The following is a 14,685-nucleotide window of genomic DNA, read 5'->3' as shown; positions in this document are numbered from 1 at the left end:
GTATCTTTTACAGCCTTGTCTTCAACTGCGGAATGATAGAATCTTTCCATTGATAGAAGTCGCCTGCAACAATATGTTCTCTCGCAACTTTCACTAAATCAAGGTAAAATGCCAAGTTATGAATCGATGCAATTTGTTTTGCCAAATATTCCTTCGAAACGAAAAGGTGACGCACGTAAGCCTTGCTGTAAGCGCTGTCAACATAACTTGTTCCAAACTCGTCGAGTGGAGAAAAATCTTCTTTCCAACGTTCGTTTTTCATATTCATCACACCTTGCCACGTGAAGAGCATTGCATTTCTCGCGTTTCTGGTCGGCATTACGCAATCCATCATATCTACACCGAAACCAATGCTTTCCAGAATATTCCAAGGTGTTCCAACGCCCATCAGATATCTTGGTTTGTCTTTTGGGAGAATGTCCGTCACTTCATTTGTGATTCTGTACATTTCCGGTTCTGGCTCACCAACGGAAAGTCCACCGATTGCGTTTCCTTCGGCTCCAGCTTCAGAAATCACCTCAGCGGAAATTTTTCTTAAATCTGAAAAACAAGAACCTTGAACAATTGGGAACAATCTCTGTTTGTGACCGTACAATTCTTTATTTTCCTCAGTCCAAGTGATGCATCTTTTCAACCAACGATGCGTGAGCTCCATTGATGTTTTCACGGCATTATAGTCGCTCGGATAAGCAATACACTCATCAAAAGCCATAAAAATATCAGCGCCAATTTGTCTCTGGATTTGCATAGAAACTTCAGGCGACATAAAATGCAAACTTCCGTCGATATGTGATTTGAATTTCACACCTTCTTCAGTAATCTTTCTGCTTTTTGCTAACGAAAAAACCTGATAACCGCCGGAATCTGTCAAGATTGGAAGATCCCAATTCATAAACTGGTGAAGTCCGCCCGCTTTTTCCATAATGTCCATCGTCGGACGAAGCATCAAATGGTAGGTATTTCCTAAGATGATTTGCGCTTTGATATCTTCTTTAAGTTCTCTCTGGTGCACAGTTTTCACAGATGCAACAGTTCCAACCGGCATAAAAATCGGGGTTTGGATTTGTCCGTGGTCTGTATTGATAACTCCAGCTCTTGCTTTGGATTCTGAAGTTTTTTCGATTTCAAAAAATTTCATTCGTATATCTTATTTTCACTTTCCGCAATTGTTTTTTGCGGAACTGAATTTATTTTCAAATTTATTGCGCCATTGCAGGGGCGGTTCCATTTGCATTGGTGCTAACTCCTTTTAATTTTTTATTGATGAAGGCTTCTGCTTTCGGGTCTTTTGTTTTGATGATGACTTGTGCCTCGTCCAAAATTTCTTTCATTGTTTCAGGTTTGGTCATATAATATTCGTAACTTTTTGTGAAAAGCTCCCCTTTGATTTTATATTTTTTAAGGATAAATCTCGTGGCATTTTCAGTATTGATGTTATTTCCAATCGTATAATTCTGTTCATTAATCGCAAAATCCGCAATGATTTCCGACATTTTTTCCTCAGACAAAAGGTTGTCGGGTTTTTGTATCGCCTCTTGACAAGACAAAACACAGAAAATCATCATTAAAGAAAAAACAAAATGCTTCATATTACAATTTTCCGATCAGGTTTTTCCATTTCAAATTCAAAACGCCGAAGATGGCTTCTTGGATGATTCCGCCGTTCATTTTGCTCGCGCCTTCTGTTCTGTCTGTGAAAATAATTGGAACTTCTACAATCTTCAGATTTTTCTTGAAAACGCGGTATTTCATTTCGACTTGGAAACCGTAACCTTTCAATCTGATTTTATCAAGTCCGATGGAGATTAATGTTTCTTTTTTAAAACAAACAAATCCCGCCGTCGTATCGTGAACCGGAATTCCCAAAACGAATCTCACATATTTTGATGCGAAATAAGAAAGCAAAACCCTTCCCATAGGCCAATTCACCACATTCACGCCTTGAGAATATCTGGAACCAACGGCCATATCTGCCGATTTACAGGCTTCAAAAAGTCGGATAAGGTCTTTCGGATTGTGGGAAAAATCGGCATCCATCTCGAAAATATAATCATATTCGTTGTGAATTGCCCATTGGAAACCGTGGATGTACGCTTTGCCGAGTCCGTCTTTTATCTTTCGGACGGTCAAATGCAATTGAAGCGGAAATTTTTCGCGCAAACTTTTGACAATCTCCGCAGTTCCGTCTGGCGAAGAATCGTCCACCACCAAAATGTGGAAATCTTGTTCCAAAGCAAAAACAGCCGAAATAATTTTTTCGATGTTCTCTTTTTCGTTGTAGGTGGGAATAATGACAAGTTTCTTCATCCGGCAAATAATCCGCAAAGATAATCTTTAATCGTTAATGATTTTTTGATGGCGTGGAAATTAACTTTTTTTAATAAAATGATTGTAGCTTTTTAAGACACAAAACCTTAATACATAATGCTAATACACTTTTCGCTCACCCATTTATTGTTTTTATATTCTATAAAAGATTCTCTGTCAATATGTGAACCTTCAAATTTATAATATATATAAAATTTAGTTGGGGAAATTTTTTTGTATTTGATTAATGTTATTAAACATTCATAATTCTTTCCCTTATACTTCTCAGCATCCAAATCCACTATTCGTTTACGGAATCTTATTTCTCTTTTTAATGGATTTTTGAAATTATAAAATTGAATATAGAAACTCTTTTTATCTTTTAAGAAACCACGCTCTTTATTACCATCACATAAATTTAAAGCTAACTCTACTAAAGTTGTCAAGTCTTCATCAGGAGCTTGATATTCCTGCTTTTTCTCACAAGAATAACATAGAAATAATACTAGGAATATTAATAAAAATCGATTTTTCATTTCTTTTTTATCATTAATGATACATACCTAAAATTACTAATTGTGCAATCTCTAATTTTTATTGATGATGGATTGTCTTTCAAATATATAATTACTTTTTCAAAAAATATTTAACCAACAAATAAACCTATAACAATTTCTAATTCTTATTTTTGCAAAAAATTTGGAGCTTGGTAAGAATTACGGAACATAATGATTGGGTGGTATATTGTATTCTCGGGAGTATTTTTATATACATTATCCTCCTCTCCGTTTTCCAAAGAAATGCAAATATCAAGGATTTTCTTTTGCAAAAGATGGATGACTCCAGCAATCTGACGCCATCTTGGATCATCATTTCTATCGTGAGATGTGTGATGCTTTCTTTACTTCTATCTCAGTTTGTCCCAGTGGTTCCAAAAACTATTTCTGATATGCAATTGTTTGGCTTTCAGGTTAATAAAATCGGATTCACTTTGCTAACATTGTTTTCATTTGATCTAATGAGAAGCCTGCTGACGTTCTTTTTCTACTCCAGCATCGGCAATGGTAAAAACATCAAAGGCCTGACATTGGTCGCCAGCAAATTCTATTTTTTAGAATCTATCGCTTTTATGACGGCAGGATTTGCTCTTTTTTATTTTCCGATAGATCTTACGCGTTATTTCTATTTTATAATTGGTCTGTTTATTGGTTCTTTCCTGCTGAAAAATCTCATATATTTTTTTCATAAACAGTCTATTTTGCCCGAAAACTGGTATTATAAATTTTTGTATATTTGCACGCTTCAAATAGTGCCGGTTTTGGTACTTTGGAAGTTCTTGTTTTATTAAACATATTAAGATGAAAATCAAATCTATTTTAGTTTCACAACCCGCTCCGAATGAATCTTCACCTTATTTGGAAATAGCGAAAAAAGAGAAAATCAAAATCGATTTTCGTCCTTTCATCCACGTTCAGGGTGTGGATGCAAAAGATCTCAGAACGCAGAAAATAGATCTTACCCAATACACGGGAATCATTTTCACAAGCAAAAACGCAATCGATCATTATTTCCGACTTGCGGAAGAAATGAGGTTTACGGTGCCAGATTCTATGCGTTACATCTGCCAATCAGAAGCGATTGCCAACTATTTGCAAAAACATATTGTTTACAGAAAAAGAAAAATCAGCTTCGGCGAGAAAAACTTTTCAGATTTGACAGCATTGTTCAAAAAATACCCTTCTGAGAAATATCTTTTGCCTTCTTCTGACGTTCTTGGCCCAGAGATTCCGAAAGTTTTGGATGCTGCCAATGTGGACTGGACAAAAGCCGTGATGTACAAAACCGTTGCAAGCGATTTGACGGATATTACGATCAAAGATTACGATATGTTGGTTTTCTTCAGCCATCAAGGAATCAAATCTTTGGGAATCAATTTCCCGGAGTTCAAGCAAGAAGAAACAAAAATTGCTGTTTTCGGAACCACAACTCAAGCAGCCGCGGAGGAAGCGGGACTAACGGTAAACGTAATGGCGCCAACCAAAGAAACCCCTTCTATGACAATGGCGATAGAAAAATATATCAAAAGCATCAATAAGTAATTATTGAATTCATAAATTGAAACCGTCCCGAAAATTTCGGGATGGTTTTTTGTTTAATTTTGCTACCTCTGAAAATCATTTCAGACCAAAAATTTCCAAAGAATGAACGCTCCAAAAGCAAAAAAAATAGATCAACTTCTCGAAATTCACAACGATCAAAGGAACGATCCTTATTTCTGGATGAATGAAAGAGAAAATCCCGAAGTCATCCAATATCTGGAAGCGGAAAATGCTTACACAGATTTTGTAATGAAAGAAACGGAAGACCTTCAAAACGATTTGTACGAAGAAATGAAAGCCCGCTACAAAAAGGATGACGAGTCTTTACCTTATTTTTTCAATGGCTATTGGTACATTGTGAAATATGAAGCGGGAAAGGAATATCCGATATTCGCCAGAAAATTCCAAACTTTGGAAAGTGCAGAGGAAATACTTCTCGATGTGAATATTTTGGCGGAAGGCGAAGCGTTTTTCGAAACTGGAAGTATGTCGGTCAGTGTGAACAACGATATTATGGCTTATTCTACGGATAATGTTGGAAGAAGAATTTATAAAATCTATTTCAAAAATCTGAAAACCGGCGAAATCTATCCAGACATCATAGAAAATGCAACCGGAAAAGCAGTTTGGGCAAATGACAATGAACACGTTTTCTACATCAGAAAAGATGAAAGCCTGAGAGCATTCCAAATCTATCGTCATAAGTTGGGAACAGATTCAACCGACGATGTGTTGATTTTTCACGAGGAAGACGAGACTTTTGATGTGGGGATTTTTAAAACTAAATCTTTAGAGTATATTTTCATTGCTACTTCTTCTACCAATGAAGATGAAATGCGATTCATCCCTTCCAATGATGTTTTTGCGGATTGGAAAATCATTCAGGAAAGAACGGAGGATTTGGAATATTCTGTGGAACATTATCAAGATGATTTTTACATCATTACAAATGCGGATGATTCTACGAATTTTAAAATTGTAAAGACTAAGGTTGAGAATCCATCGATTGAAAACTGGGAAGATTTCATTCCGCACAGAGAAAATGTACTGTTGGAGGGCTTTGAGATTTTCAATGATTATTTTGTGATTGAAGAAAGAGAAACAGGTCTTCTTCAAATCAAAATCATCGAAAGCAAAACCGGAGACTCTCACTATCTACCATTTTCCGACCCGACTTATACAGCGTTCATCGGAACGAATTTGGAATTTGACACCGAAAAATTGCGTTTTGGATACACATCTTTGACAAAACCAGCTTCCACTTTTGAATACGATATGAAGGAAAAAACCACCACACTTCTGAAAGAACAAGAAGTTTTGGGCGGAAAATTCCACAAAGAAAATTATATTTCAGAAAGAATCTGGGCAACCGCAAGAGACGGAAAACAAGTTCCAATTTCTTTGGTTTATCACAAAGACACTCCAAAATCAGCAAACACGCCACTTCTACTTTATGGCTATGGAAGCTACGGACACACGGTTGATGCGAGCTTTTCCAGTACCAGATTATCATTACTTGACCGAGGTTATATTTTTGCCATCGCACACATCCGAGGTGGCGAATATCTTGGCAGAGAATGGTACGAAGACGGAAAAATGCTTCAGAAAAAGAACACGTTTTTTGATTTCATTGATGCTGCAAAACATTTAATCGCAGAAAATTACACTTCGCCAAAACATCTATATGCAATGGGCGGAAGTGCCGGCGGACTTTTGGTTGGCGCCGTGATGAATTACAATCCGGAATTATTCAACGGAATTGTGGCGCAAGTTCCTTTTGTGGACGTGGTTTCTACGATGTTGGACGATACGATTCCTTTGACCACAGGAGAATACGACGAATGGGGAAATCCGAATGAGAAGGAATATTACAATTATATGAAATCCTATTCGCCATATGATAATATCGAAGCGAAAAATTATCCTAATATCTTAATTACCACAGGATTCCACGATTCTCAAGTTCAATATTGGGAACCCGCAAAATGGACAGCAAAATTGAGAGATTTGAAAACGGATAACAACATTCTGATTTTCAAAACCGATATGAGTTCCGGTCACGGCGGTGCAAGCGGACGATTTGAAAGTTTGAAGGAAATTGCTTTGGAATATGCATTTTTGTTTAAAATTGAAGGTTTAAAAAATTAATTATGAGCGAAGCAGAAATCTGGAAAAAAGTAGAACACTTTTTCGAAGTTAATTTTCAAACCGAAAAAAATCCACCAATTGATACTTTATTGTTCATCATTGGCGTTCAGGAATTGGGAAGCGGACAACAGAAATTTACGAAAGATGACAAGCTCAATCTTTTGCACATTGCGGTTTGCAGATTGCTGGAGCCTTTTGGCTACTACAAATTCACGCATTATGAAGACGGCTGGCCTCATTATGACAAATTGGATGATTTGCCAGAATTGAAACCAAACGAACAATCGCTTCTAATGAAAAAAGCGATTATTCAGTATTTTCAGGATGAGGAAATTGATTTGGAATAATGAATTGTTGAATCGTTAATTTGTAAAATCGTTAAACTGATTTCATCCTCGATTCATCAAATTACCGATTTAACAGATCCTCCAACTGATTCAATCCCATTTTGAAACCTTCTTCAAAACCCATTTCTACAATTTGAGTCAGTTCTTCTTTGGATTTGAAATGCAGATTGAAAGTCATTCTTGTACCTTCATCGATTCCAGTAAAGCCAATCAGCCAAGTGGTTTGCGGTAAATCTGTTTTCACTTTTCCTTTGTTATCGGCAAAAGCATCTGTCCAAGAAATACTTCTGTGAGGCATTATTTCTCCAAAGTTTGCGATTGCATATTCCTTTTCACCTTCTGGACCAACCATTGCGTACAGCCAATTTCCACCTTCACGGAAATCCATTTTTTCGGTTTCGCATTTCCAGGGTTTTGGCGCCCACCATTGGTCTATCAATTCGGATTTTGTAAAATAATCCCAAAGTTCTGTAACGTCTGCATCATAAATCTTAGAAATATAAGCAGTTGCAGAATCTAAATCTGTATTAAAAATAATTTCTGAATTCATAACGTTCTAGGTTTTTACAAACTTAATTATAAAAAATCGCACCAAACTTTTCTTATGGCAACATATTTGATTATTCACAATAAAATGTTAAAACTGTCGTTTTTAAGAAAAATTTAATAATTGTAAGGCAATTTTTTTATTGAGATAATCTTAAAATCAGTAATTTTAACTTTTCAAACTTAAAAATTTATATGAACAACAAATTCATTCCAATTATCTCTGTCTTTATGACAATCTCATTGGTTGTCTTCGTTTCTTTGCAGTTGTATTGGATTAAAGAATTATACACTTCGCTGGAGCAGGATTTTTCTAACAAAGTCTATTCTGCCTTGGAAACATCTACTCAGAAAGTCAACCAAATTGAAGTTAATAAATATTGGAACGAAACTTATGGCGGTGTAGGAAAAGAAGTTTTAGCATCTGCAAATCAGCCTGTTAAAACTTATATCCAACAAAGTTCGGATTCTGCAAACCGCTCCAATATTTTGTTTCAAACCAGCATTGTGGAGAAACAGAATATTCCGGTTTCGGCAAAAGGAGACACTTTGTACACGACTAAACTTTACAAAGATGAAGGTCAACTGAAACTGAAAAGAAGTTCGCCGGAACCTTTGACCACCAACATCAGCCGAGACATCGATAATAATTCTTATCAGATGAAAGAATTTGCGAGACTGAGCGCAACGAATCTTCCCATCGAAAAGAGAGTGGACAGCAAAATCATTGATTCTGTGATTGCTAAAGAATTGAGGTTGAAAGGCATTGATACAAAATTCGGCTTTGGCGTTATTAATAAAACCAATAATTTAACCTCGGTTGCCAACAATATTTATCTGGATCAAAAAGACAAAACGAATTATACTTATCCGCTTTTTACAGACAGCAAAGACAGAACGCTTTACACGCTCGCCATCGTCTTCCCGAGGAAAGATTACTCGTTGGTGAAGCACAATTTGCCGATGCTTTTGGGAACTTTCATTTCATTATTGACGATTCTTGGAATTTATATTATTTCCATTAATTATATGATGCGTCAGAAGAAAATTGCGGAAATCAAAACGGATTTCATCAATAATATGTCGCACGAATTCAAAACGCCTTTGGCAACCATTTCCGTTGCTACAGATTCTTTGGCAAACGACCTGATTGCTACAAATCCGGACAAGGTAAAATATTACTCTGGATTGATAAAACAGGAAAACATCCGAATGAAAAAACAGGTGGAAACCGTTCTGAATATGTCCAAACTGGAACGAAACGAAATGCCACTTCATTTGAAAGAAACGAACGTAAGACAATTGATAAAGAATGTTGCAGAATCTTTCCGACTGATTGTGGATGAGCGAAATGGAACCTTGATTACAGATTTCAACGCTACAAAATATAATTTCTTGGTTGATGAATTTCACATCTCGAATGCATTAATCAATCTTCTTGATAATGCCAACAAATATTCGCCGGAAACACCGGAAATAAAAGTGAGCACAAGAAATGAAGCGAATTTCTACGTCATCGAAATTTCCGACAAAGGAATGGGAATGGATGCTACAAATAAAACCAAAATTTTTGAAAAATTCTTCCGAGAGGAAACGGGAAATATCCACAATGTAAAAGGGCAAGGTCTTGGATTGTCTTATGTGAAGAAAATTATTGAAATCCATAAAGGTCAAATTTCCGTAGATTCTCATAAAGGAAAGGGAAGTACGTTTACGATAAAATTACCTATGGCTTAAAATATAAATGATAAATGATGGTTGATAAACGATTCCGAAAATCAATTACCATTTATCTCTAATCAATTATTAATTAAACATCAATCATAAAGTTATGAGCAACAGAATATTATTAGTAGAAGACGACCAAAGTTTTGGTGCAGTTCTCAAAGATTATTTGACAATAAACAACTTCGAGGTTACTTTGGCAACCGACGGAGAAATGGGACTGAAAGAGTTTACAGAAAAAGAATTTGACATCTGCATTTTCGATGTAATGATGCCGAAAAAAGACGGATTTTCATTAGCAGAAGATGTAAAGAAAATTGATAAAAATACCCCAATCATCTTTTTGACCGCAAGAAATATGCGTGAAGACATCTTGAAAGGTTATCAATTGGGTGCAGATGATTATATCACAAAACCATTTGATACTGAGTTACTTTTATACAAAATCAAAGCAATCCTACAAAGAAGTGCTGTGTTGGAAAACGAAGACCAAGAGCAGTTCAAAATCAGTAATATTTTCTTCGATTCTATGTTGAGACAACTGAGAGTTGGTGATAACGAATACAAATTGTCTCCAAAAGAAAACGAACTTCTTAAATTGCTTTGCATTCACAGAAACGACTTTATGCCGAGAGATTTGGCGCTTAGAAAAATCTGGAAAAAAGAGAATTATTTCACTGCAAGAAGTATGGACGTTTACATCGCAAAATTGAGAAAACTCTTGAAAGATGACGAAGGTTTGGAAATCATCAACGTACACGGAGAAGGTTTCCGTTTGTTGGTGAAAAATCCTTAATTAAGTTTAGACAAAAATAAACCCCTTCAGAGTTTGAAACTCTGAAGGGGTTTTTGTTTCTCATATTACATTGTACTTTTTACATTGTACAATAAAATTAATTCGTTGCCATTTTCTGCTCTGTAGAATTCAGAATTGAATCTGTTTTTTCGTTATTTTTCAACCATTCTGAACCCGCAAGATAATTCTGGTCCGGATAATAAACAAACAGACAAGTTCCATCTTTTATCGTGTTGATGATTGGTTGTGCCAATTCTCTCGGAACAGCAGGACAACCCCAACTTCTTCCCAATCGCTTTTCAGCTTTGATGAAATCTTCGCTCACATAATTTGCGCCGTGCATCACGATGCAACGTTCCAGCGCCGCGTCATTGTAGCCTTTGTCCATCCCAAATAGTCTCATAGAATAGCCATTGTCGCCATTGTACGTCTGCTCTGTGATGTAGAAACCAAGACTCGACTGATGCGAATCCATCGTGTTGGAAAAGCTCATTGCGAACTCTTCTCCTGTTCCTTTTCCGTGCGCTACTAGGGAATTGAACAGTATTTTTTTCTCGTCCAAATCTATCACCCAAAGGCGTTTCCTGTTGGAAGACAAACTAAAATCACACACCGAAAGCAAATTTGCAGTCGGTTGCAGTTTACCAGATTTTTTCAAATTTTGGAATCCTAAATAGGCTTTTTCGAAGACTTCAAAATTCAATTTTTCATCCGTAAACTGAAGGTCTTTGTAGATTTCTTCGGCAGGATTTTTGGGCGAGACATTCATTTTTGGGCTTGTTTTTATTTCTTTTACAACAGTTTTAGGTTGGGAAAAACTCTCAGAACTCACGGGATAAAACGAAGTTGTAATCAAATAAACCAAGCATAACAATAATGGGAATCTCTTCATTAATTATAAATATTTAATTTTTATTTTAGTGGTGCAAAATTATATATAAAACATTTCCAGACTCTTATAATGATTTTTTTTAACGAATAATTGGGAAACTTTAACTCAAAAGTTCAGATTTTGAACGGTTTTTATTAAGACTTTATTATGATTAGATTTTATTAAATAGTCTTCGAGAACCTCAGACTGACAAAATTAGTTTATAAAAAGAGACGAAGTCTTGAAATGTTGGTAGAGAATTTCTCCAAAGAAACTAAGGAGCGAAGCTCTGAAACCTAACCAAGTGGTTCAGCGTAGCTAAATGTTTTTTACAATTTATTTAAATAATAACTTTAAAATCATAAATTGCAGTAAACTTTTTCCGTATGGCAACACTTAAAATTGCAGGACTGAACCTCGATATTTCCTGGAAAAATAAAGAAGAAAATTTCAAACAAATCGAAAAAGAATTGACTTCGGTAGATGCAGATTTGTTTCTGTTGCCAGAGATGTTTTCCACAGGATTTTGTATGGAAGCGGAGGAAGTTGCGGACAGAAATCTAGAAACTTTGACTTGGATGAAATCCTTTGCCACATCAAAAAACTCAGCTGTTGCAGGAAGTGTTTCTGTGGCAGAAAATGGGAAATTCTACAACCGATTTTATTTCGTTTTTCCTGACGGCAATTTTGAATATTATGATAAAAGACATTTGTTTTCCTATTCAGGCGAAGATAAAGTTTATACGGCTGGAATCGAACGGAAAGCTGTTGAATACAAAGGTTTCAGGATTCTTTTGCAGGTTTGTTTTGATTTGCGTTTTCCTGTTTTCTCAAGAAATCAAGATGATTATGATGCAATTCTTTATGTTGCGAATTGGCCAAGTTCAAGAGTTGAAGCGTGGAAATCTCTGTTAAAAGCACGTTCCATCGAGAATCAAGCTTTTCTTTTTGGATTGAACAGAATTGGAACAGATGGTTATAAAAATGATTATGAGGAAAGTTCATTGGTTTATTTCCCAGATGGGAAGGAAATTTCTGAACGAGAAAATAATGTTGTTCTTTCTGAATGGAGCTTGGAGGAATTAAAGGAGTTTCGGACTAAGTTTCCGTTTTTGGCGGAGAGAGATGGGTTTGAATTGAAATAATAATTTTTGTCATTCTGAAAGAATCCAAACTGTTGAGATGAGATTCTTTCAGAATGACAAAGTGTGTGCTTTTTTATTATATTAATCCTTAATTAGAATACTGCTCCAGCAAACCCACCAAAGAATTCACATCATGAACACCGCTTTCTTTCCAAAGCATTTCACCATTTTTGAAAACTGCTAAAGTCGGAACACCTCGCACATTATATTGATTAGCGATTGACGGACATTGGTCGATGTCAATTTTTACGATTCTGGCTTTTTCGCCAACTTTTTCTTTTACCGTATTCAAAACAGAAGATTGCACTTTGCACGGCTGACACCAAGTTGCAAAAAAATCAATGAGAACTGGACGTTCGGATTGGATGAGTTCTTGAAATTTTTGTGACATTTTTTGGAGAGATTAGAAGTTAGACTTTAGATATTAGATTAAAATCAATTCGATATTATTCTACAAAGTCTTCGTTTGACAAACAAAATTACTCGTCGGAACATTATCGAATTTCTTGATGGCATTGAAACCTCCTTCCACTTCGGTAAAATTCCTGTAACCTCTTGACTGCAAAATACTGGCAGCAATCATACTTCTGTAACCACCTGCGCAATGCAAATGAAAATGCTCAGAATTATCAATGGAATTCACCCAATCATTGATATAAGCCAAAGGTTTGCTGTACGCTTCGTCGATGTGTTCCGCTTCGTATTCTGTCTCTTTTCTGACGTCGATAACTTTTTGATTTTGAGAATATTCAGAAGCAAATTGGTCTGCAGAGATTCTTTTGATTTCATCAATTTCTTTTCCGGAATTTTTCCAACTTTCAAAACCGCCTTCCAAAAATCCAACCACGTTATCAAAACCAACTCGGCTCAATCTTGTGATCACTTCTTCTTCCGAACCCAAATCTGAAACCAGAATAATCGGCTGTTGCACATCCACAATCATCGCGCCGACCCAAGGTGCAAAATCCCCTTTGATGCCTATGTTTATTGAATTTGGAACAAAACCTTTATGAAAATCTGCCGCACTTCTTGTATCCAAAATCAAAGCGCCGGTTTCTTCAACCGCTGTTTCAAAATCTTCTACTGAGATGGGATTATTTCCTTTTTTAAGGACTTTTTCAAAACTTTCGTAGCCACCTTTGTTCAAGGCAACGTTCATCCCGAAATATTTTGGTGGCGCCGTCAAACCGTCTAAAACCTCAGCAATAAAGCTTTCTTTAGTTGGCTGATTCAGAGCATAATTGGTTCTTTTTTGATTTCCCAAAGTGTCCACCGTTTCTTTCTGCATATTTTTCCCACAAGCAGAACCCGCGCCGTGAGCCGGATAAACTGTGATAGAATCATCTAAAGGCAAAATCTTGCTGTGCAGACTTTCGTACAACATTCCAGCTAAATCTTCTTCCGTGATTTCGCCCACTTTTTGAGCCAAATCTGGTCTTCCAACATCACCTAAAAACAAAGTATCACCAGAGAAAATTGCGGTTTCCTGTCCATTTTCGTCAATCAAAAGATAAGTGGAACTTTCTAATGTGTGACCTGGCGTGTGAAGGACTTTGATTTTGATTTTTCCGATTTCGAAAATCTGATTGTCTTCTGCAATAATTGCTTCAAACTCAGGTTTTGCGGTTGGTCCGTAAACAATCGGTGCATCAGTTTTTTTAGATAAATCCAAATGCCCGGAAACAAAATCAGCGTGAAAATGTGTCTCAAAAATATATTTGAGTTTTACCTGATCTTTTTCCAAACGATCGAGGTAAGGTTTGATTTCTCTCAGTGGATCAATGATTGCCGCTTCGTTTTCAGAAACAATATAATATGCTCCTTGTGCTAGACAACCTGTGTATATTTGCTCAATTTTCATTGTGAATCAATAGGTTATATTTCAAAAGACAAATCATCAAATTAGTTTGAGCTTTTGTGATTACAAATATGAGATTATTTAAAATAATTATAAATAAATTTCGAATGATATTATTTATGATTCCGATTTAAAATTAAACAAATGCTTGACTTGTTAAATATTAATTGAAAAATAATTTTTATCTCACCAATGTCCATATTCCAACCCCAATTGCGGTGTAAGCGGCAACTGTTATAATGTCTGCCACGGGTTGAGAAAATCGTCTTTCCGCAATGGTAGATTGATTGATTTGGTTCTTATGGAATTTCAGAATCTTCTTTGGTTTATGGATTACGTGTGCCACGAGTGTGTCGCTTTCCCATTTGTCTACCTGTATTTTATGGTATCTTCCCGCTGCTTCGATTTTATAAAACTTAGTTGGTTCCAGCTTTCCTTCAATGGTCGTTGGGCGAGGATTTGTTATCTTACTTTTACTGGTCACTTTTGATTTTTTTGGAATCGCAGATTCAACATCAGAAATACCGAAGTTTGCAGAAGCGACTTCTTTTGATGCTACTTCATTAGATTTCACAGGTTTTGCTGGAGCAGGAGCTTCCTTGGTTTTCTCATCACTTTCTGCCTTTACCCTGTAAGTGTAGCAACTTATCAGTGAAAACGATAATATAAATAGGTAAAAATATTTTTTCATTAGCCAAATTTAAGAATTAAACGGATTATTTCTAATTTTCTTTTAATTAAGGGTGGAAAGTTCCACATTTGACAATTTTTATCAGCAGATTTTCTCTGAATTAATTTGTATTTTAGCGCTTCTAAAATCAGAACTTTGGCTAAGAAAGAAAC

16 protein-coding genes are annotated in these 14,685 nt (G+C 35.9%); 7 read left to right on the top strand and 9 right to left on the bottom strand.

Annotated features, from left to right (window positions below; all coding sequences use genetic code 11):
* Window positions 1-7 precede the first annotated feature (7 nt).
* From tgt to B0I22_RS10705, 4 genes are all read right to left on the bottom strand, one after another.
* A complete protein-coding gene (tgt, locus tag B0I22_RS10720) occupies window positions 8-1,138 on the bottom strand; it encodes a tRNA guanosine(34) transglycosylase Tgt (protein WP_133944675.1) in 1,131 nt (376 codons plus the stop codon).
* A gap of 61 nt (window positions 1,139-1,199) precedes the next feature.
* Window positions 1,200-1,589 (bottom strand): DUF4296 domain-containing protein, encoded by a 390-nt coding sequence (locus B0I22_RS10715; protein WP_133944673.1) that lies wholly within the window; start codon window positions 1,587-1,589, stop codon window positions 1,200-1,202.
* A gap of 1 nt (window position 1,590) precedes the next feature.
* Window positions 1,591-2,307, bottom strand: coding sequence for a polyprenol monophosphomannose synthase (locus tag B0I22_RS10710; RefSeq protein ID WP_133944671.1), 717 nt, complete (start codon window positions 2,305-2,307; stop codon window positions 1,591-1,593).
* A 107-nt stretch (window positions 2,308-2,414) separates the two neighbouring features.
* The gene (locus tag B0I22_RS10705) at window positions 2,415-2,843 is read right to left on the bottom strand and encodes a hypothetical protein (protein ID WP_133944669.1); all 429 of its coding nucleotides are present in this window, start codon (window positions 2,841-2,843) and stop codon (window positions 2,415-2,417) included.
* Between the two features lie 152 nt (window positions 2,844-2,995).
* Between B0I22_RS10705 and B0I22_RS10700 the strand changes: the two genes are divergently transcribed.
* From B0I22_RS10700 to B0I22_RS10685, 4 genes are all read left to right on the top strand, one after another.
* Entirely contained in the window at window positions 2,996-3,655 is a 660-nt protein-coding gene (locus B0I22_RS10700; protein WP_246022196.1) for a DUF4271 domain-containing protein, read from the top strand.
* Window positions 3,656-3,665: 10 nt separating this feature from the next.
* Window positions 3,666-4,406 carry a uroporphyrinogen-III synthase gene (locus B0I22_RS10695; protein ID WP_133944667.1) on the top strand — a complete coding sequence of 247 codons (741 nt, stop codon included), beginning with the start codon at window positions 3,666-3,668 and terminating at the stop codon, window positions 4,404-4,406.
* A 102-nt stretch (window positions 4,407-4,508) separates the two neighbouring features.
* Window positions 4,509-6,554, top strand: coding sequence for a S9 family peptidase (locus B0I22_RS10690; protein WP_133944666.1), 2,046 nt, complete (start codon window positions 4,509-4,511; stop codon window positions 6,552-6,554).
* Window positions 6,555-6,556: 2 nt separating this feature from the next.
* The gene (locus B0I22_RS10685) at window positions 6,557-6,901 is read left to right on the top strand and encodes a hypothetical protein (RefSeq protein WP_166668221.1); all 345 of its coding nucleotides are present in this window, start codon (window positions 6,557-6,559) and stop codon (window positions 6,899-6,901) included.
* Between the two features lie 61 nt (window positions 6,902-6,962).
* Here B0I22_RS10685 and B0I22_RS10680 read toward each other — a convergent pair whose 3' ends face one another.
* Window positions 6,963-7,451 carry an SRPBCC family protein gene (locus B0I22_RS10680; RefSeq protein ID WP_133944662.1) on the bottom strand — a complete coding sequence of 163 codons (489 nt, stop codon included), beginning with the start codon at window positions 7,449-7,451 and terminating at the stop codon, window positions 6,963-6,965.
* 191 nt (window positions 7,452-7,642) lie between these two features.
* On the opposite strand from B0I22_RS10680, the gene B0I22_RS10675 reads away from it, so the two are divergent.
* Window positions 7,643-9,184 (top strand): sensor histidine kinase, encoded by a 1,542-nt coding sequence (locus tag B0I22_RS10675; protein WP_133944660.1) that lies wholly within the window; start codon window positions 7,643-7,645, stop codon window positions 9,182-9,184.
* A 94-nt stretch (window positions 9,185-9,278) separates the two neighbouring features.
* Complete coding sequence (locus B0I22_RS10670; RefSeq protein ID WP_089769908.1) at window positions 9,279-9,968, top strand: response regulator transcription factor; 690 nt, start codon at window positions 9,279-9,281, stop codon at window positions 9,966-9,968.
* A 97-nt stretch (window positions 9,969-10,065) separates the two neighbouring features.
* Here B0I22_RS10670 and B0I22_RS10665 read toward each other — a convergent pair whose 3' ends face one another.
* A complete protein-coding gene (locus B0I22_RS10665; RefSeq protein ID WP_133944658.1) occupies window positions 10,066-10,860 on the bottom strand; it encodes a murein L,D-transpeptidase catalytic domain family protein in 795 nt (264 codons plus the stop codon).
* Between the two features lie 365 nt (window positions 10,861-11,225).
* On the opposite strand from B0I22_RS10665, the gene B0I22_RS10660 reads away from it, so the two are divergent.
* Complete coding sequence (locus B0I22_RS10660; protein WP_133944656.1) at window positions 11,226-11,984, top strand: amidohydrolase; 759 nt, start codon at window positions 11,226-11,228, stop codon at window positions 11,982-11,984.
* Between the two features lie 88 nt (window positions 11,985-12,072).
* Here B0I22_RS10660 and B0I22_RS10655 read toward each other — a convergent pair whose 3' ends face one another.
* From B0I22_RS10655 to B0I22_RS10645, 3 genes are all read right to left on the bottom strand, one after another.
* The gene (locus B0I22_RS10655) at window positions 12,073-12,375 is read right to left on the bottom strand and encodes a thioredoxin family protein (protein WP_133944654.1); all 303 of its coding nucleotides are present in this window, start codon (window positions 12,373-12,375) and stop codon (window positions 12,073-12,075) included.
* 60 nt (window positions 12,376-12,435) lie between these two features.
* Complete coding sequence (locus B0I22_RS10650) at window positions 12,436-13,845, bottom strand: MBL fold metallo-hydrolase (protein ID WP_133944652.1); 1,410 nt, start codon at window positions 13,843-13,845, stop codon at window positions 12,436-12,438.
* A gap of 178 nt (window positions 13,846-14,023) precedes the next feature.
* Window positions 14,024-14,533 carry a hypothetical protein gene (locus B0I22_RS10645; protein ID WP_133944650.1) on the bottom strand — a complete coding sequence of 170 codons (510 nt, stop codon included), beginning with the start codon at window positions 14,531-14,533 and terminating at the stop codon, window positions 14,024-14,026.
* Window positions 14,534-14,685: the final 152 nt, after the last annotated feature.

This window comes from Epilithonimonas xixisoli (assembly GCF_004365655.1).
In the GTDB taxonomy this organism is placed as follows: domain Bacteria; phylum Bacteroidota; class Bacteroidia; order Flavobacteriales; family Weeksellaceae; genus Epilithonimonas; species Epilithonimonas xixisoli.
This window is presented reverse-complemented; position numbering and strand designations above follow the sequence as displayed.